Origin of the sequence: Vibrio sp. 1641, assembly GCF_033339995.1 — a bacterium.
GTDB lineage: Bacteria > Pseudomonadota > Gammaproteobacteria > Enterobacterales > Vibrionaceae > Vibrio > Vibrio alginolyticus.
Genome location: NZ_JAWOVP010000003.1, coordinates 461,953 through 480,562, shown reverse-complemented (window position 1 = coordinate 480,562; position 18,610 = coordinate 461,953). Strand labels below are relative to the sequence as shown.

Below are 18,610 nucleotides of genomic sequence, written 5' to 3'. Positions count from 1 at the left end.
ATTATTTTTTATCTTCGTCCGTTTGGATATAGGTACGACTTACATCGACAAGTGCTATGTCGCGCATAAATTCTCTACCCAGTAAAATAGGATGGTTCATATGTGAGCGATCTGCCAACGTAAATTGCGCTTTTTCATGAATTTTTCCAACGCGCACCCAAAGTTCTACCACAGCGCGGCGTTCTAACTCTTCACTGGTAACCTGGCGGATTTTGACGTAGCGAATGACAGGAGCTTCGATCCAAGTACTTTTCTCTTCTTCGGATTTACTGGTGTCTGCTAAGTGGAATCGGACCCATTTTTTGCCATTTCTTTCGAACTCTTCAATATCAACGGCATTTAAAGACGACGTCGCGGCACCAGTGTCGATACGTGCATCAAAAGTTTGCTTAATCGACTCTACAGTGACCTTTTCGATAGAGCCAAGGACAATATCGTGAGTTGGGGTTGGTTCCACAGGAGCGGGAGATTGGACAATAATCGGCTCTTTCGGTTTTTTTACTTCTGCCATTGCTTCATCGCGAAATGTAAGAAGTTCAACCTGTAGTTTATCGACTTGTTCTTCAAGGCTGTCGATATAGTCCGATTGGTTGCTGAGCTGTAGCTCTAGGTTGGTAATGCGATTATTGACATTCGCTTCTGAATTTTGAATCGCCGCTAACGTTTCTTGGTGGTACTGTTCGCCTTTGGTTAGTGAGCATCCAGATAGTAAGGCGATGGCAACAATCGGGGTCAATCGTAATAACATTGAAAACCTTGGGATTGGATTAAGTTGTTTATTTTTTAGGAGTTTAGCTTATATCGATAAAGCCTCACAAGTAAGAATGTTTCTCTATTACTTATTGTTTGAGGAATAGTGATGAAAAGCCAAAAATCAAGGACATAAAAGCGCATCCTTATTTAGAGCGTGCTTATATTTTGACGTGAAAAATGGATTCAAAAAACAAACTCGCTCATTACGAGGAAAGAGGGTAATGTCTTAACTCGTAAAATGAGTTAAGACAATGTCAGGAATCTCAGCGAATTATGATTTGCGAGCGACAAGAACCGCGCGGCGAGGGGCAGGATAGCCTTCTACAGTTTTGCTTGGGTCGTTCGGATCTAAGTAGTCAGGTAGAGAGTTATGCGTCATCCAATCTGTGGTACGTTGTTCATCTACGGATGTGATGTTTTCATCAACGATACGAACATCTTCAAAACCGACCAATTCTAGCCACACTTTTAGGGCTTTTGCTGAAGGGAAGAAATAGACATTACGCATTTGCGCGTAACGAGAAGTCGGGACCAGTACTGCATTCTCATCACCTTCAATCACGAGTGTTTCCAATACGAGTTCACCTCCAGATACCAATTGATCTTTTAGTTGCACTAAATGATCGAGAGGCGAGCGGCGATGGTAAAGCACGCCCATGCTGAATACCGTATCGAACGCTTCTAACTTAGGTAGTTGTTCAATGCCCAATGGCAGTAGGTGTGCACGTTGGTCATCGCCCATTAGTTTACGAATTGCTTCGAACTGAATCAGGAACAGGTGAGATGGATCGATACCGACAGTTAAGCGTGCACCTTCGCCTAGCATGCGCCACATGTGGTAGCCGTTACCACAACCTACATCGAGTACGCTGCGATTCTTTAATGGTGAAATATGCGGAAGCACGCGGTCCCATTTCCAATCACTGCGCCACTCAGTATCAATATGGATGCCGTGTACGTGGTATGGGCCTTTGCGCCAAGGATGGAATGTACGAAGTAAGCTTTCTAGCTTTTTAAGTTCCCCTTGAGGCATCGGCTCATTGTTTGAAATCGTGACAGAATCAACAATGTCGATGTTGTCCGGTCTACCCGCTGGGATTTTGTTCAGGGCTTTCAACCAGCGACCAAAGTCACCGTGCTCTGCATTTTGCCAATCCGTTAGCTGTTGCGGAAGCACATTAAGCCAAGGTTGAAGACGAGTGTCTTGGGCAATCAATTGGTAGAAATTTGCAAAGTTAAACATAGTTAGTCAATCGCTGAGTTGATGGGTATAAATTATTAACAAAAGCCGAAATCGGTATGGTTCAGGCTTGGTATGCATGGTCTATTTAATCGCGAACATGGAGCCGAAGTTAAAGCATTGGAACCAAACGTCGTAGCTAGAAAAGCCAATTTTAGCGAAACGCTCTTTATGTTCTTTCTTTGAATCTGGGCGCATTACGTTTTCTATCGCGCTACGCTTTTGGCTGATTTCTAGTTCGCTATAACCATTCGCACGTTTAAAGTCGTGGTGAAGGTCAATTAACAGTTCGTTCGACACTTCATCTTCGAAGACGAACTTCTCCGATAGAATCAAAATGCCGCCTGGACGCAGGCCTGCGTAAATTTTCTCGAGCAAGGAGTAACGATCTTCTGGAGAGAGGAATTGCAAAGTGAAGTTCAACACCACCACTGACGCGTTTTCAATTTCGATATTGCGAATGTCTGCTTCTACTACATCCACAGGAGTGTCACTGCGGTAAGCGTTGACGTGAAGTTTACAACGCTCAACCATCGCTGGAGAGTTGTCCACTGCGATGATTTGGCAACCTTCTTGTTTGATATGGCGACGCATAGACAATGTTGCAGCACCCAAAGAACAGCCAAGGTCATAGATGTTTGAGTGAGGTTTTACAAAACGCTCTGCCAGCATACCGATTGCAGAAATGATATTGCTGTAACCCGGTACCGATCGTTGAATCATGTCAGGAAATACTTCCGCTACGCGTTCATCGAACGTGAAATCCCCAATTTTATCGATTGGAGCCGAAAAAATAGTATCTGGATTGCTCTTAGGGTTCATAACTAAGTCTCTGCATACAAGCCGCCTGAAAATGTCAGGCACCAAAAAAGGCGCGTATTTTATGGGAATTTCGCGCCTCTGTCATGTGTTGCGTTAGAACATCTGTAACTGCGAGTTGCCATCGTCAGCAGGGAAAGGCGCTAACTCAGGGAGCGTGATACGCTTTTGTATGTCTTTATATAGGTTTGCGGCCAACTCTGGCGCAATTATATTGTCTGCGGTATGGATCATGACATATGGCTGTTTACCTTCGGCAATCCATTGTGGCAACTTGTTGAGCCATGGTTTAAAAAACTCGTAATTTTGCTGTTCTTCTGGATGACCAATAAAGCGAATCAAAGGGTGTGAAGCGGTAGCAATGGCGTGAACAGGGACTCGTGGTTTTTTCATTTGTGCATCAATAATCGCCTCATTGTCGGGCTTAGCGGCAAAGACTGGGCGGCTATCCATAATAATGCGGTCAATATTATTCTCTACTAACCATTGGTTAAGTGCTCGCTCTTCTTCGCCTTTGGAGAAAAATGCCATATGGCGAACCTCAACACCGAGAGGGAAGTTAGGTGGAAAGCTCGCACAGAACTTTTTCAGTCGATCAAGGTGCTCAGGACCAAATGCGGCTGGTAATTGAATTGTCCATTGGCCCACACGGTCATGCAAAGGCTCCATGACCTTCATGAAGTCTCTCAGTTGTTCGCTGCAACCTCTTAGCATTTGCTCATGAGTGATGGCTTTAGGAAGTTTGAAAGTAAAGCGAAAATCATCGTGGGTTGCGGCTCTCCAGTTTTGCACTGTATTGAGCGTCGGTGTGGCATAAAATGTCGTGTTGCCTTCCACGGTATGAAACACTTGCGCATACCTTTCTAAACGTTCAGCGGGCTTTGTCCCGCTGCCGTAAAAACTTTGTTGCCATTGATTGTGCGACCACATCGTCAATCCAAGTCGAAGAGGTAAGTTATCCATTATTCTTTACTGCTTGCTACTCGTGTGAATACTTTACGAGAGTTTTGCTGAAATAGGTAATTTCACGCTATAATCCTCCCCAATTTTTTCGCTTTGGTGCGCTTTTGAACATTTGTTGTACTAAAAAGCACCAGTGAATGATAAAACACACGTAATTGTATGTTGAGTAGTCGATTTTCGTGGACATTCAGCGTATAACTGAATCTTTACTCTGCTTAGCAATGAGGCTGACAGAGCGTAGTTAACAACATTTGAGAGATTGGGAATTTCATTATGCGTACCCATTACTGTGGTCACCTGAACAAGTCCCTTGCAGGACAAACTGTAGAACTTTGCGGCTGGGTTAACCGTCGTCGTGATTTAGGCGGTCTTATTTTTATTGATATGCGAGATCGCGAAGGTATCGTTCAGGTAGTTGTTGATCCAGATATGGCGGATGCGTATGAAGTGGCGAACACACTTCGTAATGAATTCTGTATCAAACTAACGGGTGAAGTGCGCGTTCGCCCAGAGAGCCAAGCAAACAAAGACATGGCAACAGGTGAAGTCGAGATCCTTGCGAAAGGTCTTGAAATCATCAACCGTTCTGATGTTCTGCCTCTAGACTTCAACCAAAAGAACTCTGAAGAGCAGCGCCTGAAGTATCGTTACCTAGATCTACGTCGTCCAGAAATGAGCGACCGCATCAAGCTACGTGCTAAAGCGTCTAGCTTTGTTCGTCGTTTCCTAGATGACAACGGCTTCCTAGACATCGAAACACCAGTACTAACAAAAGCGACACCAGAAGGCGCTCGTGACTACCTAGTACCTAGCCGTGTTCACAAAGGCAGCTTCTACGCGCTTCCTCAGTCTCCACAGCTATTCAAACAGCTTCTAATGATGTCTGGTTTTGACCGTTACTACCAAATCGTTAAGTGTTTCCGTGATGAAGACTTGCGTGCTGACCGTCAACCAGAATTCACTCAGATCGATATCGAAACGTCATTCATGACGGCTGACCAAGTTCGTGCAACGACTGAGAAAATGGTTCGTGAAATGTGGCAAGAGCTACTAAACGTTGACCTAGGTGAATTCCCAGTAATGCCGTTCAGCGAAGCGATTCGTCGTTTCGGTTCTGACAAGCCAGACCTACGTAACCCACTGGAACTAGTAGACGTTGCTGACCTAGTGAAAGACGTTGAGTTCAAAGTATTCTCAGGTCCAGCAAACGACGAAAAAGGCCGAGTTGCCGTTATTCGCGTTCCAGGTGGTGCATCTTTGACTCGTAAGCAAATTGATGGCTACGGTGAATTCGTTGGTATCTACGGTGCGAAAGGTCTAGCTTGGATGAAGGTTAACGACCGTGCAGCGGGCATGGAAGGTATCCAATCTCCAGTCGCTAAGTTCCTAAATGAAGACGTGATCAACGGCATTCTAGATCGTACTCAAGCGGAATCTGGTGACATTATCCTATTTGGCGCTGATAAAGCGGGCATCGTTGCAGAAGCAATGGGTGCGCTACGTTTGAAACTAGGTAAAGACCTAGAGCTAACGGATGAGTCTGCATGGGCTCCACTATGGGTTGTTGACTTCCCAATGTTCGAAGAAGATGACGAAGGCAACCTACACGCGATGCACCACCCATTCACATCGCCTCTAGGTGTGACTGCAGAAGAGCTAAAAGCAAACCCTGCTGCGGCAAATTCTAACGCTTACGATATGGTTCTAAATGGCTACGAAGTGGGCGGCGGCTCTGTTCGTATCCACAACGCAGATATGCAAGAAGCCGTATTTGATATTCTAGGTATCACACCTGAAGAGCAACAGCTTAAGTTCGGTTTCCTGCTTGATGCGCTGAAATTCGGTACGCCTCCACATGCTGGTCTTGCATTTGGTCTAGACCGTCTAGTAATGCTGCTATGTGGCACAGAGAACATCCGTGATGTTATCGCGTTCCCTAAAACAACAGCAGCGGCGTGTCTACTAACAGACGCACCAAGTATTGCGAACCCAGCAGCGCTAGAAGAGCTAGCAATCGCAGTAACTGCAGCGAAAGAAAAAGACGCAGAATAAGCGCACAACATTTGAAGAAAACTCCCGCAACTGCGGGAGTTTTTGTTTAAATAAACCCAAGAAACTTCCAAAGCAATTTCCCAAGCAACGCTTTTTAGAACATGTTTTGTTATTAAGCGTCAAAATACATTAAAAGGTGAATTATGGCTGGTCATAGTAAATGGGCGAATATTCGTCACCGTAAAGCAGCGCAAGATGCGAAGCGCGGCAAAATCTTTACTAAATTAATTCGTGAAATCGTTGTTGCGGCAAAAGAGGGGGGCGGTGAGCCAGAAAATAACCCACGTTTGCGAGCAGCAATTGATAAAGCACTGTCTAACAACATGACACGTGACACTGTCAACCGTGCTGTCAGCCGAGGTGCTGGTGGTGAAGGCGACGACAACATGGAAACCGTGATCTATGAAGGTTATGGTCCAGGTGGTACGGCGGTCATGGTCGAATGTATGACGGATAACCGAAATCGTACGGTATCTGGCGTACGCCATGCATTCTCAAAGTCAGGCGGTAATCTGGGGACGGATGGTAGCGTCAACTATCTTTTCGACAAGAAAGGCGTGATTTCATATGGCCCAGATTTAGATGAGGATGCGGTAATGGAAGTAGCATTAGAAAGTGGTGCTGATGATATTGAAACGGCAGAAGATGGCTCGATTGATGTCTACACGGCCCCAGGCGACTTTGGACTCGTAAAAGATGCCCTTGATGCCGCAGGGTTTGAGGCAGAGAACGCGGAGGTGTCGCTGATCCCATCTACGAAAGCAGATTTGGACGCGGATACTGCGCCAAAACTACTTCGTTTGATTGACGCTTTGGAAGATCTGGACGACGTTCAAGAGGTTTATCACAATGGTGATATCTCTGACGACGTTGCGGCTACGCTAGATTAAACTCAAGGTGTCGGGAGCGGTATTTGCTCCGAAGTTAGCAAGTAATAATAAAAAGACTGAGGCCGAATTAGGCCTCATTTTTAGGAACATTCATGTCAATTATTTTGGGCATTGACCCAGGTTCGCGCATTACCGGCTATGGGGTCATTCGTCAAAATGGACGCCACTTGCAATACCTTGGTAGTGGCTGCATTCGTACTTCAGAAAAAGAACTTCCGGGTCGGCTTAAACAGATTTATGCAGGCGTCACGGAAATCATTACCCAGTTTCAACCGGACGTTTTCGCGATCGAGCAAGTGTTTATGGCCAAAAACGCGGATTCAGCGCTAAAACTTGGCCAAGCTCGTGGCAGTGCAATTGTTGCTGCGGTGAATGCGGAGTTGCCGGTATTTGAATACGCGGCTCGTCTTATTAAGCAAGCTGTCGTCGGCACTGGTGGCGCGGACAAAGCGCAAGTTCAGCATATGGTTCAGCAGATGCTTAAATTGCCCGCCAAGCCTCAAGCGGATGCAGCCGATGCTTTAGGTGTGGCGATTTGTCATGCCAATACTAACAAGACTCTCGTTGCATTAGCGGGCAAAGCAACCAGTGCCAGAAAAGGGCGCTACCGTTAAAATTAACTGGATGTCTATCCAGTTCTTTATTATCCTGTCGCAAATTCATTTCCAAAGAGTATTTATAGTGATTGGACGTCTTCGTGGCATACTGATTGAAAAGCAACCACCTGAAGTATTAATTGAAATTAATGGCATTGGCTATGAAGTCCAGATGCCAATGAGCTGTTTTTACGAACTGCCAAATGTTGGCGAAGAAGCCATTATTTATACTCACTTTGTTGTCCGTGAAGATGCGCAATTGCTATACGGTTTCAACACAGTAAAAGAACGAGCACTTTTCCGTGAAGTGATCAAAGCCAATGGCGTTGGTCCTAAACTCGGTCTTGGTATTCTCTCTGGTATGACAGCAACGCAATTTGTTACTTGTGTGGAACATGAAGACGTTTCTACGCTGGTTAAGCTTCCAGGCGTTGGCAAGAAAACCGCAGAGCGATTGGTTGTTGAAATGAAAGACCGCTTGAAAGGGTGGGGCGCTGGCGATCTATTTACGCCATTTACGGATGCTGCTCCTGCGGATTCTGGTGCAACATCCAACAACGCAGAAGAAGAGGCAATCAGTGCGCTTCTAGCTCTAGGTTACAAGCCGACTCAAGCGTCGAAAGTGGTATCTCAGATCGCTAAACCGGACATGAGCAGTGAGCAAATGATCCGTGAAGCTCTAAAATCAATGGTGTAACGCTGGTTGCACAGTGAACATTTGTTCAAGATAACTCATTCTCTAAGGTTAATGCCAATCGCTTAACGATGTTTTTTGTGTCATTCCAGCGAGCCTGGCGAGACTGGGAATCTAATAGCAGCACGCTGAGCGGTTAATGAAACAATTTGACCATAAATCGCTCGGATAGAAGATCCTGTATCACGCTCCTTCGTCGCTGTACAGGATGACGAGATATAGAAATATGCCACTTGCTGTTAAACGAGCGGCATTATTCTCTCAGGTAACCATTTTTCAAGGTAAAAAGATGATTGAAGCCGATCGTTTAATCGCGCCAGAAAACCCTGCCTTTCGTGATGAAGATGTCATTGATCGTGCTATTCGGCCAAAAAAATTAGCGGATTACCAAGGTCAGGACCATGTCCGTGACCAAATGGAGATCTTCATTAAAGCTGCTCAGTTACGTAGCGAAGCACTTGATCACCTTTTGATTTTTGGTCCCCCAGGTTTGGGTAAAACCACACTTGCGAATATCGTTGCCAATGAAATGGAAGTGAACATTCGCACTACTTCAGGCCCTGTACTTGAGAAAGCAGGCGATTTGGCCGCGCTGTTAACCAACCTTGAAGAAAACGATGTGTTGTTCATCGATGAGATTCACCGCTTGAGCCCGATGGTTGAAGAGGTGCTGTATCCGGCGATGGAAGATTATCAACTGGATATTATGATCGGTGAAGGTCCGGCCGCTCGTTCTATTAAGATCGATTTACCACCATTTACGTTAATTGGTGCGACGACCCGAGCGGGCTCTTTGACGTCACCATTGCGCGATCGCTTTGGTATTACTCAGCGCCTTGAGTTTTATAAGATAAAAGACCTCCAAGATATTGTGCAGCGAAGCGCGGATTGTTTAGGTTTATCAATGGAACCTGAAGGTGCATTGGAAGTGGCAAGACGTGCGCGTGGCACACCACGTATTGCTAACCGTTTGCTACGCCGTGTTCGTGATTATGCGGAAGTGAAAGGCAATGGTCACATTTGTGCCGATGTTGCCGATAAGGCGTTGAATATGCTTGATGTGGACGCCGAAGGCTTCGATTACATGGACCGTAAGCTACTACTCGCGATTATGGAAAAATTTGGTGGTGGTCCGGTCGGGCTCGACAACATGGCAGCGGCGATAGGTGAAGAAAAGGACACTATTGAAGACGTTCTTGAACCTTATCTTATTCAGCAAGGTTATTTACAACGCACTCCGCGTGGAAGAATCGCGACAGATCGTGCGTATTTGCATTTCGGAATTGAAAAATAAGATTCCCTCGCTGGGCCTTTGTTGCCCAGCGCTTCATTAAAGTTGACCAAACTCACATTTTTTGAATTTTTTCTCATACTGGTTTAGTAAGTAAAAAGCATTGATTGTTAACTCGATGTTTGCTTGCAACTGGTTAATTTCTCTCCTGATTACTCTCTCTTAACATCCGTATCCAATACTGGTTGATCTAGATCAATGTGATGGATTTTTGTGCAAATTCCGCGCATAAACATTGATGTATATCAAAGCGCGTTACGGCTATAAACCTTTTGAAACAATCTGTTTTTACAAGTAATATTAGCCCCAGCTATATTAGCTGATGCTTAACAATTAACTAACCAATGAAGCACATTTTTGCAACAATGAGTTGTGATAATTCAACATTTTTCAAGTGTAAATAACACCTGAATATGGATTGCAATATGTAGAGAGTGTCATTCAGCCGACACATAGGAGTTACCATGATTGACGTAGTTGATCTATCGCGGTTGCAGTTTGCACTGACAGCGATGTATCACTTCCTATTCGTACCATTGACCCTTGGTATGGCCTTCCTTCTGGCCATTATGGAATCGATGTACGTAATGACGAACAAGCAAATCTATAAGGACATGACCAAGTTCTGGGGTAAGCTATTCGGTATTAACTTTGCACTTGGTGTGGCGACAGGCCTTACCATGGAGTTCCAGTTTGGTACGAACTGGTCTTACTACTCCCACTATGTAGGTGATATCTTCGGTGCACCGCTAGCGATCGAAGCACTTGTCGCATTCTTCCTGGAGTCAACTTTTGTTGGTCTATTCTTCTTCGGGTGGGATCGTCTATCTAAACGCCAACACTTAGCGGTTACCTGGCTTGTGGCACTAGGCTCTAACTTCTCTGCTCTTTGGATTCTTATCGCAAACGGCTGGATGCAAAACCCAGTAGGCGCAGATTTCAACTTCGAAACCATGCGAATGGAAATGGTGAGCTTCTCTGAGGTTGTACTAAACCCAGTTGCTCAGGTTAAGTTCGTGCATACGGTTGCTTCTGGTTACACTTGTGGCGCAATGTTTATTCTAGGCATCAGTTCATACTACCTATTAAAAGGTCGTGACATTGCGTTTGCTCGTCGTTCGTTTGCTATTGCTGCTTCTTTCGGTATTGCAGCTATCTTATCTACCATCGTTCTTGGTGACGAATCTGGCTACGAGCTTGGTGAAGTTCAAAAAGTGAAACTCGCTGCAATTGAAGCAGAGTGGCACACTGAACCTGCACCTGCCGCATTTACGTTATTTGGTGTTCCTAACCAGGAAACGATGCATACCGATTACGCAATTAAGATCCCTTACGTAATGGGTATTATCGCGACACGTTCTTTTGATGAGCAAGTAACAGGTCTTCGTGATTTACGTGATGAACACGTCGATCGTATTCGTGACGGCATGTACGCTTATGAACTTCTAGAGAAGCTTCGTGCGGGCGATAAGTCAGAAGAAAACATGACTGCGTTTGATGAAGTGAAAGGTGACCTAGGTTACGGTCTACTTCTAAAACGCTACACAGACAATGTTGTTGATGCAACAGAAGAGCAAATCCAAGCTGCTGCGGACGACTCAATCCCAACAGTATGGCCGCTATTCTGGTCATTCCGTATCATGGTTGCTTGTGGCTTCATCATGTTGTTTGTCTTTGGTGCGGCGTTTATCCAAACGTGTCGTCAGAAGATTGAGCAGAAACAATGGATTCTAAAAGCTGCACTATTTAGCATTCCACTACCTTGGATTGCAATTGAAGCGGGTTGGTTCGTCGCTGAGTACGGCCGTCAACCTTGGGCTGTAGGTGAAATTTTACCAGTGCATGTTGCAGCTTCTGCACTAACTGCAGGTGAAATCTGGACTTCACTCTTCGCAATTCTGGCGCTATACACGGTATTCCTGATTGCAGAAGTTTACCTAATGTTGAAATTCGCTCGTAAAGGCCCAAGTAGCCTGAAAACGGGTCGCTACCACTTCGAGCAAAATGCTGACTCTGTTGAAGACAAAGTTAGTCGCCAAGTAGAAGCGTAAGGTAAGGAGATAACAAGATGTTTGATTACGAAATCTTGCGACTCATCTGGTGGGTACTAATCGGTGTTCTACTAGTTGGTTTTGCAGTAACAGACGGCTTCGATATGGGTGTAGGCGCGCTTGTACCTATCATCGGTAAAAACGACACGCAACGCCGTGTCATGATTAACTCAATTGCTCCTCACTGGGATGGTAACCAAGTTTGGCTTATCACTGCTGGTGGTGCACTGTTCGCAGCTTGGCCTTTGGTTTACGCAACGTCATTTTCAGGCTTCTACTTAGCGATGATTTTGACACTAGCAGCGCTATGGCTTCGTCCTCTGGGCCTAGACTACCGCTCTAAAATCGAAGATCCAAAATGGCGCAATACCTGGGATATCTGTATCTCAATCAGTGGTTTTGTTCCGCCAATCATCTTTGGTGTAGCGTTTGGCAACCTTCTACAAGGTGTACCATTCCAATTGAGTGAGTTCTTGATGCCAACATACCATGGCTCATTCTTTGGTCTACTAAACCCATTTGCACTGTTGTGTGGTCTAGTAAGCTTGTTCATGATTTTGATGCAAGGTTCTACTTGGCTACAAATGAAAACAACGGGCGAAGTGCATGTGCGTGCGCGCAACGTTGCTCAGTTAGCTGGTTTACTGACGGTTGCTGCGTTTGTAGCGGCTGGTTTCTGGATCCAAAATATCGATGGCTACGTCATTGTTGGCGGTATCGACACTAACGCTGCTTCTAACCCTCTAAACAAAGAGGTTATCCGTGAAGCTGGTGCGTGGATGAAGAACTTTGAAAACTACCCACTACTATGGGCTGCTCCTGTATTAGGTGTTGCAATGCCGCTTCTCGCTGTATTGGCATCTCGTCTTGAAAAATGTGCGATTTCGTTCATTACTTCAAGCTTGGGTGTTGCTGGTGTTATCTTTACTGCAGGTTTTGCGATGTTCCCATTCATCATGCCTTCAGACTTAATGCCAAGCCACAGCTTAACAATGTGGGATGCAACGTCATCTGAGCTGACTCTGAACCTAATGACAGGCGTTGCGTTTGTTATGGTGCCAATCATCCTTGGTTACACATCTTGGACTTACTACAAGATGTTTGGTCGCCTTGATGACCAGTACATTGAAGACAACAAAAACTCACTTTACTAAGGGGCATTTACTATGTGGTATTTCGCATGGATTCTAGGTGTACTACTTGCTTGTGCATTCGGTATCATCAACGCTCTTTGGCTAGAGCACTCAGAAATGATGGATAAAGACAGTGAGTAACCTCGCTGATAAGGTAGCGAAACTTCACGCACCAATGGATAAGACTCTGCTACGAGTCTTATCTCTCATCCTTGGCTTTATGCACGTAGGATTGGTGATGTGGGACCCTGAAGCTTACCATCAAGCAATTGGTGGTTTTAACTCAATCGTCGCACCAGCACTGATTTGGTCTGTATGTTCAAGCATGGTGTATGGGGTGGGCTTCAAGCCAAGAAACTGGTACTGGCAAGTTTTGTTTAGTCCTTATTTCTCGTTAGCTATCTTAATTTATCTAACGGCACTTTATTTCATTTAGGCTGAAATATGCTGTAATAAAGTCGGTTACTAAATCATCGAATAAAAGCTAGGTATCTCGCCTAGCTTTTATTTTTTCTACAAATTTCAAAAATATTTCCTTAGCTCGGTACCAATTGCTGTCGCTTCAGTTATAGTAATTACTTTAAAGAATTGAATATATTGGTACTCCCTTGCAAGGCACATCAAATCTCTTTCACTGGCCGATCACCGTGTACTATGAAGACACTGATGCGGGCGGTGTTGTATATCATTCTAATTATCTAAAATTCTTTGAGCGCGCACGGACAGAGATGTTACGTGCTAAAGGCATTTCTCAACATGTGTTACTGGAACAATATATCGGCTTTGTTGTCCGACACATGGATATCGATTTTAACCAAGGGGCTAGGCTGGACGAGCATCTGACAGTCGTAACCCGAGTGTCAGAAATAAAACGTGCTTCTCTGCAATTCTGTCAAGAGTTGGTCAATGATCAAGGCAAGATATTGTGCAAGGCCTCGGTTAAGGTAGCATGTATCGATAATAAGAAAATGAAACCAATAGCTATTCCAACCTTTATAAATTCGGAGCTAACAAATAGTGACTGCTGATATTTCCATTTTAGATCTCTTTCTTCAGGCCAGTCTGTTGGTAAAGCTTGTGATGCTGACGTTGCTTGGCATGTCAATTGTGTCATGGGCAATGATCATCAAGCGCAGCAAAGTGCTTTCTCAAGCATCAAAAAATGCAGAGCAGTTTGAAGACAAATTTTGGTCGGGTACTGATCTTTCTCAGCTTTACCAAAAAGTAAAAGCGCGTAAAGACGAAATTGAAGGCACAGAAGAAATCTTCTACGCAGGTTTTACAGAGTTTGCTCGCCTACGTAAGAGCAACGCAAATTCACCAGCTTACATCATGGAAGGCACTGGCCGCGCAATGCGCGTTGCTGTTTCTCGTGAAGTAGATGAGCTAGAAACAAGCTTACCGTTTTTGGCAACAGTCGGTTCTATAAGCCCTTATATCGGCCTATTTGGTACCGTTTGGGGCATCATGCACGCCTTTATTGCGCTGGGTGAAGTAAAGCAAGCTACGTTGTCTATGGTTGCACCGGGTATCGCCGAGGCACTTATCGCGACAGCGATGGGGCTATTTGCGGCTATTCCGGCAGTAATGGCGTACAACCGCCTAAGCAATAAAGTGAGTAAACTAGAGCACACTTACGCAACATTTTCTGAAGAATTCCACAGCATCCTTCATCGTCAAGCGATGGCTGGCCGAGACAGCGCGGATAAGGAATAAAGCATGGCGGGTTATCAACCTAAAAAGCGAAAAATGACAGCGGAGATCAACGTTGTTCCGTATATCGACGTAATGCTCGTACTGTTGATCATTTTTATGGCGACCGCTCCATTTGTGACTCAAGGCGTCGACGTTGATCTTCCGAAAACATCGACCGCAGAATCTATGCAAGACCTTGCTGGCGAGACTGACAGTAGCTTTATTATCATCGAAATTGATAGCGAGGGTAATTTAGGCCTAAGCGTAAATGATGAAGAAGTTCAGCGAGGTTTGTCGTTGCAAGATGTTATTGTGCGAGTGAAAGCGGAGCGAGAGGTTAAGCCGGATTCACCAGTTGCGGTAGGTGGCGACGCGGCAACACCATATGCCGATGTTGTTCTATTGCTAGATGAACTAAGTCGAGCTGGTATCCCTAAGGTAGGTCTAATGACCGATATCAGGGAATAGACATCAATTATCTATGAAAGATCACAAGAAGAAACCCAACCAATACGCCAAACCGATAGCAATATCGGTTGGTTTGCATGCAATTCTAGTTGCAGCCCTGCTTTGGGGGACTGACTTCAACATGTCTAAACCAGAGCCTACAGGGCAAATGGTTCAAGCTGTTGTCATCGATCCAAAACTTGTGCAGCAACAAGCGAAAGAAATTCGCCAGCAACGCGAAAAGGCAGCGAAAAAAGAACAAGAGCGTCTTGATAAACTGAGACGCGAAGCAGAGCAGCTAGAAAAAAACCGCAAAGCTGAAGAAGAGCAAATTCGCAAGTTGAAAGAGCAGCAAGCGAAAGATGCTCAAGCGGCACGAGAAGCAGAAGCTGCACGTAAGAAAAAAGAGCAAGAGCGCAAGCAGGAAGAAGAACGTGTTCGCAAAGAAAAAGAGCGAGCTGCTAAGCTAGAAAAAGAGCGCAAGGCAAAAGAAGAAGCCGTGCGTAAAGCTGAGCAGGAGCGTTTAGCAAAAGAAGCGGCTATAGCAAAAGCTGAGCAAGAACGTTTAGCTCGTGAAAAAGCAGCAAAAGAAGCGGAAGAAAAAGCACGTCGTGAGCGTGAAGCTGCTGAAAAAGCTGAACAAGAGCGCATTGCAAAAGAGAAAGCGGCAAAAGAGGCAGCGGAGCGAGAGCGTAAAGCGAGAGAAGCAGCTGAGCGTGCCGAGCGTGAGCGTAAAGCTCAAGAAGCCGCGTTAGATGATATTTTTGCGGGTCTCGAGAGTGAGTCAGAACAGAATCAGCAAGCGAAAAATCAACATGTGCAATCTGAAGTTGACCGCTATGGTGCAATTTACAAACAATTGATAGAGAGTCGTATCATTAAGGACGATTATCTTGTGGGAAAGTCGTGTAGGCTTAATGTGAAGCTAGTTCCAACTGGGACTGATGGTATTGTGAGTAATGTTACTGTGTTAAACGGTGACTCTCGTCTTTGTAGTGCAGCCAAAAGTGCAGTAGCCCAAGTTGGCAACTTTCCGATGCCTAAAGATAGAGATGTTATTGATAAAGTTAGAGATATCAACTTAACCGTTGAATACTAGAATAAGGAATAAGACGTGATTAGACGCCTTTTACTAGGAATGTTTGTACTGTTTAGCAGTATGACAAATGTGGCGAATGCCGCATTAGAGTTGGTCATTACCGATGGTATTGATTCAGCACGACCAATTGCTGTTGTTCCGTTTAAGTGGGAGGGCACACAAGCGCTTCCAACGGATGTTTCTGCTGTTATCGCCTCGGATTTACAACGTAGTGGTAAATTCAGCCCAGTTCCAACGAGCAAAATGCCACAAACACCGTTCAGTGAATCAGAAGTTAATTTTGATGCTTGGACCAATTTAGGTGTGGATGCGCTATTGACTGGTTCAATCAAGCAAAACGACCAAGGTGACTACGTTATCAACTATCAACTTGTTGATATTGTGCGTGGTCAGTTAACAGGTGGGAAGAGTAAGGCGCTTGGTAGTGACGGTGAATTAGTTCTGTCAAAAGATCATGTGCTGTTCAATAAAGTAGCCACTGTTCAAGGGCCTCGTATGCGTGAGTACGCTCACCGTATCTCTGATTTGGTGTATGAACAGTTAACTGGCGACCGTGGCGCTTTCATGACTCGTATCGCATATGTGGTAGTGAACGATAAAGACCGTTTCCCTTACCAACTTCGAGTCGCTGATTACGATGGCTACAATGAGCGTCTGGTTTTACGTTCTAAGCAACCATTAATGTCACCAGCGTGGTCACCAGATGGTAAAAAGCTTGCGTATGTTAGCTTCCAAAATGGCCAAGCAGAAATCTTCATCATGAACATCTACACCGGTGAACGTGAGAAAATTACTTCATACCCACGTCACAATGGTGCGCCAAGATTTTCGCCAGATGGCAATAAGTTAGCGATTGTTCTTTCTAAAACAGGCTCGCTTCATGTTTATACGTTTGACCTTAACACTCGTAAGCTGACGCAAATTACGCGTGGCAGATCAAATAATACGGAACCGTTCTGGCATCCGGATGGAAAATCGTTGATTTTCACATCGGATAGGGGTGGTAAACCACAGATTTATCAAGTAAATTTGGGCAGCGGTTCTATTGACCGTTTGACTTGGCAAGGCAGCCAAAATTTGGGTGGTCAGATTACTCCTGATGGGCGATTCCTAGTTATGGTGAACCGCAGCAACGCAGGATTTAATTTGGCGAAACAAGATTTGGAAACTGGTGCTCTTCAAGTCTTAACTAAGACCTTGCTTGATGAGTCTCCTAGTATTGCCCCAAACGGTGGCATGGTTGTGTATAGCTCGATTTACAACAAGAAAAACGTACTATCGATGGTGTCAATTGATGGTCGATTCAAAGCTAGATTACCGGCAACAAATGGGCGTGTTCGAGCGCCTGCATGGTCACCGTTTTTGTAGTAATAAGTTTGATTAATAAAGGAAAATAAGATGCAACTGAACAAGGTTCTAAAAGGGCTACTAATCGCGCTTCCTGTAATGGCTGTTACAGCGTGTAGTTCAAGCGACGACGCTGCTTCTAACACTGGTGCAGCAACAAACAACAATGGCGCAGTGGAAACAACAGTAGCTACGCCAATTGATCAAAGCGGTCAGTTGACAGAGCAAGAGCTAAAAGAGCAAGCGCTACGTGAAACTCAAACAATCTACTTTGCTTTTGACAACTCAACAATTGCAGCAGATTACGAAGAGATGCTAGCGGCTCACGCTTCTTACCTAAGCAAGAACCCAGCACTTAACGTAACTATCGAAGGTCACGCTGATGAGCGTGGTACTCCTGAGTACAACATTGCTCTAGGTGAGCGTCGTGCGCAAGCAGTAGCGAACTACCTACAAGCACTAGGTGTTCAAGCTGACCAAATCTCAATCGTTAGCTACGGTGAAGAGAAGCCACTTCTTCTAGGTCAATCAGATGAAGTTTACGCTAAGAACCGTCGCGCGGTTCTAGTATACTAATTCGAGGTAATCCTCATGTTCAGTAACACTAAGCGCGCTGTTGCGCTTACGTTACTGGCAAGTGCAGCGAACTTTGCGTTCGCTGCACCAGCTCCAGTATCCGATCTCAACAGCACATCATCCGTCTCTAAGAGCCGTTCATCTGAAACGGAAGTAGAGCGTCTAGAACGTTTGCTACAAAATCGCAATCGCGTTCAGCTCCAAATGCAACAGCAAATTGACCAAATGTCACAAGAGATCAGTGAATTGCGTGGTCAATTAGAGCGAAATAGCTACGAAATGAAACAAATGTTGCAACGTCAACGTGAGTTGTTTGTCGAGCTGGATCGTGTTCGTGGAGAGATAAAATCCGCACCTGCACAAGAAGCACAACCTGTGAAAACAGGTGGTCAGTACACTCCAAATGTTGATGAGCAAACGGCATATCAGAATGCAGTTGACCTCATTCTCAAAAAGCGTGATTACACTGGCGCAATTGCAGCGTTCCAGCAGTTCCAGAAAGATTATCCTGATTCTACATATTCAGCGAATTCTCACTACTGGTTAGGTCAGTTGTACTTCGCTAAAAAGCAGGATGAGGATGCAGTGAAAAGTTTTGCCGCTGTGGTGTCTTATAAAGACTCCAATAAGCGAGCCGATGCGTTGCTTAAGTTAGGCGAAATCGCTGAGCGTAATAACAATGCAGCTCAAGCGAAAAAGTACTACCAACAAGTGGTTGATGAATACCCAGGTAGTGCATCTGCAAAACTTGCCAGCTCTAAGCTGTAAGACGTTATGTTTTGAAAAGGAAGCCTCGGCTTCCTTTTTCTTTTCCATTTTCTGTTGGTGCAGAACGGCTAAGTCGATAGCAATGATGCAGAGCCTCTGACCTTGTGTTGCACCGAATTTCGCTACTCGGAAATGCTACCTGTAACAAAGATATACGGCTAGACCGCTAGAAATCCCCGCGACAAGTTGGTTTTTG

General features: G+C 45.0%; 20 protein-coding genes. 16 read left to right on the top strand and 4 right to left on the bottom strand.

Translation table 11 applies throughout. The features are described from left to right. Position 1: 1 nt before the first annotated feature. From R7Z47_RS10020 to R7Z47_RS10005, 4 genes are all read right to left on the bottom strand, one after another. A complete protein-coding gene (locus R7Z47_RS10020; protein WP_005378391.1) occupies positions 2 to 748 on the bottom strand; it encodes an ATP-dependent zinc protease in 747 nt (248 codons plus the stop codon). 276 nt (positions 749 to 1,024) lie between these two features. Then, positions 1,025 to 1,996, bottom strand: a complete 972-nt coding sequence (cmoB, locus tag R7Z47_RS10015; protein WP_005387902.1) for a tRNA 5-methoxyuridine(34)/uridine 5-oxyacetic acid(34) synthase CmoB — start codon at positions 1,994 to 1,996, stop codon at positions 1,025 to 1,027. A gap of 81 nt (positions 1,997 to 2,077) precedes the next feature. Further along, positions 2,078 to 2,815, bottom strand: a complete 738-nt coding sequence (gene cmoA, locus R7Z47_RS10010; RefSeq protein ID WP_017635063.1) for a carboxy-S-adenosyl-L-methionine synthase CmoA — start codon at positions 2,813 to 2,815, stop codon at positions 2,078 to 2,080. A 93-nt stretch (positions 2,816 to 2,908) separates the two neighbouring features. After that, on the bottom strand, positions 2,909 to 3,775 hold the full coding sequence (locus R7Z47_RS10005) for a DUF72 domain-containing protein (protein WP_033905053.1): 867 nt from the start codon (positions 3,773 to 3,775) through the stop codon (positions 2,909 to 2,911). A 273-nt stretch (positions 3,776 to 4,048) separates the two neighbouring features. Here R7Z47_RS10005 and aspS point away from each other — a divergent pair, with 273 nt between their 5' ends. From aspS to ybgF, 16 genes are all read left to right on the top strand, one after another. Further along, positions 4,049 to 5,827 (top strand): aspartate--tRNA ligase, encoded by a 1,779-nt coding sequence (gene aspS, locus R7Z47_RS10000; RefSeq protein ID WP_005378401.1) that lies wholly within the window; start codon positions 4,049 to 4,051, stop codon positions 5,825 to 5,827. Between the two features lie 143 nt (positions 5,828 to 5,970). Then, the gene (locus R7Z47_RS09995) at positions 5,971 to 6,717 is read left to right on the top strand and encodes a YebC/PmpR family DNA-binding transcriptional regulator (protein WP_137281838.1); all 747 of its coding nucleotides are present in this window, start codon (positions 5,971 to 5,973) and stop codon (positions 6,715 to 6,717) included. 92 nt (positions 6,718 to 6,809) lie between these two features. After that, positions 6,810 to 7,331, top strand: coding sequence for a crossover junction endodeoxyribonuclease RuvC (gene ruvC, locus R7Z47_RS09990; RefSeq protein WP_005387909.1), 522 nt, complete (start codon positions 6,810 to 6,812; stop codon positions 7,329 to 7,331). Positions 7,332 to 7,398: 67 nt separating this feature from the next. Further along, positions 7,399 to 8,010: a Holliday junction branch migration protein RuvA gene (ruvA, locus tag R7Z47_RS09985; protein WP_151514652.1), complete on the top strand. Its 612-nt coding sequence runs from the start codon at positions 7,399 to 7,401 to the stop codon at positions 8,008 to 8,010. Positions 8,011 to 8,296: 286 nt separating this feature from the next. Then, entirely contained in the window at positions 8,297 to 9,301 is a 1,005-nt protein-coding gene (ruvB, locus tag R7Z47_RS09980) for a Holliday junction branch migration DNA helicase RuvB (protein ID WP_005378312.1), read from the top strand. Positions 9,302 to 9,762: 461 nt separating this feature from the next. Continuing rightward, positions 9,763 to 11,349, top strand: coding sequence for a cytochrome ubiquinol oxidase subunit I (gene cydA / locus R7Z47_RS09975; protein WP_005378311.1), 1,587 nt, complete (start codon positions 9,763 to 9,765; stop codon positions 11,347 to 11,349). 17 nt (positions 11,350 to 11,366) lie between these two features. Further along, positions 11,367 to 12,503, top strand: coding sequence for a cytochrome d ubiquinol oxidase subunit II (gene cydB / locus R7Z47_RS09970; RefSeq protein WP_006742909.1), 1,137 nt, complete (start codon positions 11,367 to 11,369; stop codon positions 12,501 to 12,503). A gap of 12 nt (positions 12,504 to 12,515) precedes the next feature. Next, a complete protein-coding gene (cydX, locus tag R7Z47_RS09965) occupies positions 12,516 to 12,623 on the top strand; it encodes a cytochrome bd-I oxidase subunit CydX (protein WP_000270284.1) in 108 nt (35 codons plus the stop codon). Then, entirely contained in the window at positions 12,616 to 12,918 is a 303-nt protein-coding gene (gene ybgE, locus R7Z47_RS09960) for a cyd operon protein YbgE (protein WP_017820043.1), read from the top strand. Before cydX ends, ybgE begins: the two co-directional genes overlap by 8 nt. 172 nt (positions 12,919 to 13,090) lie before the next feature. After that, complete coding sequence (gene ybgC / locus R7Z47_RS09955) at positions 13,091 to 13,510, top strand: tol-pal system-associated acyl-CoA thioesterase (RefSeq protein WP_318130030.1); 420 nt, start codon at positions 13,091 to 13,093, stop codon at positions 13,508 to 13,510. Beyond that, a complete protein-coding gene (tolQ, locus tag R7Z47_RS09950; protein WP_005378301.1) occupies positions 13,500 to 14,198 on the top strand; it encodes a protein TolQ in 699 nt (232 codons plus the stop codon). Before ybgC ends, tolQ begins: the two co-directional genes overlap by 11 nt. A gap of 3 nt (positions 14,199 to 14,201) precedes the next feature. Further along, positions 14,202 to 14,645: an ExbD/TolR family protein gene (locus R7Z47_RS09945; RefSeq protein WP_005378298.1), complete on the top strand. Its 444-nt coding sequence runs from the start codon at positions 14,202 to 14,204 to the stop codon at positions 14,643 to 14,645. 13 nt (positions 14,646 to 14,658) lie between these two features. After that, positions 14,659 to 15,723 carry a cell envelope integrity protein TolA gene (gene tolA, locus R7Z47_RS09940; protein ID WP_053303231.1) on the top strand — a complete coding sequence of 355 codons (1,065 nt, stop codon included), beginning with the start codon at positions 14,659 to 14,661 and terminating at the stop codon, positions 15,721 to 15,723. A 15-nt stretch (positions 15,724 to 15,738) separates the two neighbouring features. Beyond that, positions 15,739 to 17,091: a Tol-Pal system beta propeller repeat protein TolB gene (tolB, locus tag R7Z47_RS09935; RefSeq protein WP_005387925.1), complete on the top strand. Its 1,353-nt coding sequence runs from the start codon at positions 15,739 to 15,741 to the stop codon at positions 17,089 to 17,091. A gap of 30 nt (positions 17,092 to 17,121) precedes the next feature. Beyond that, a complete protein-coding gene (gene pal, locus R7Z47_RS09930) occupies positions 17,122 to 17,646 on the top strand; it encodes a peptidoglycan-associated lipoprotein Pal (RefSeq protein ID WP_005378293.1) in 525 nt (174 codons plus the stop codon). Between the two features lie 15 nt (positions 17,647 to 17,661). Next, on the top strand, positions 17,662 to 18,414 hold the full coding sequence (gene ybgF, locus R7Z47_RS09925) for a tol-pal system protein YbgF (RefSeq protein WP_167415111.1): 753 nt from the start codon (positions 17,662 to 17,664) through the stop codon (positions 18,412 to 18,414). Positions 18,415 to 18,610: the final 196 nt, after the last annotated feature.

What these genes read in the sequence shown, in the direction of transcription:
- cydX (WP_000270284.1), top strand. Translation starts at nt 12,516, where the DNA reads ATGTGGTATTTCGCATGGATTCTAGGTGTACTACTTGCTTGTGCATTC.
- cmoB (WP_005387902.1), bottom strand. Translation starts at nt 1,996, where the DNA reads ATGTTTAACTTTGCAAATTTCTACCAATTGATTGCCCAAGACACTCGT.
- pal (WP_005378293.1), top strand. Translation starts at nt 17,122, where the DNA reads ATGCAACTGAACAAGGTTCTAAAAGGGCTACTAATCGCGCTTCCTGTA.
- ybgF (WP_167415111.1), top strand. Translation starts at nt 17,662, where the DNA reads ATGTTCAGTAACACTAAGCGCGCTGTTGCGCTTACGTTACTGGCAAGT.
- R7Z47_RS09945 (WP_005378298.1), top strand. Translation starts at nt 14,202, where the DNA reads ATGGCGGGTTATCAACCTAAAAAGCGAAAAATGACAGCGGAGATCAAC.
- ruvB (WP_005378312.1), top strand. Translation starts at nt 8,297, where the DNA reads ATGATTGAAGCCGATCGTTTAATCGCGCCAGAAAACCCTGCCTTTCGT.
- R7Z47_RS10020 (WP_005378391.1), bottom strand. Translation starts at nt 748, where the DNA reads ATGTTATTACGATTGACCCCGATTGTTGCCATCGCCTTACTATCTGGA.
- aspS (WP_005378401.1), top strand. Translation starts at nt 4,049, where the DNA reads ATGCGTACCCATTACTGTGGTCACCTGAACAAGTCCCTTGCAGGACAA.
- cmoA (WP_017635063.1), bottom strand. Translation starts at nt 2,815, where the DNA reads ATGAACCCTAAGAGCAATCCAGATACTATTTTTTCGGCTCCAATCGAT.
- cydA (WP_005378311.1), top strand. Translation starts at nt 9,763, where the DNA reads ATGATTGACGTAGTTGATCTATCGCGGTTGCAGTTTGCACTGACAGCG.
- tolA (WP_053303231.1), top strand. Translation starts at nt 14,659, where the DNA reads ATGAAAGATCACAAGAAGAAACCCAACCAATACGCCAAACCGATAGCA.
- R7Z47_RS10005 (WP_033905053.1), bottom strand. Translation starts at nt 3,775, where the DNA reads ATGGATAACTTACCTCTTCGACTTGGATTGACGATGTGGTCGCACAAT.
- cydB (WP_006742909.1), top strand. Translation starts at nt 11,367, where the DNA reads ATGTTTGATTACGAAATCTTGCGACTCATCTGGTGGGTACTAATCGGT.
- R7Z47_RS09995 (WP_137281838.1), top strand. Translation starts at nt 5,971, where the DNA reads ATGGCTGGTCATAGTAAATGGGCGAATATTCGTCACCGTAAAGCAGCG.
- ruvC (WP_005387909.1), top strand. Translation starts at nt 6,810, where the DNA reads ATGTCAATTATTTTGGGCATTGACCCAGGTTCGCGCATTACCGGCTAT.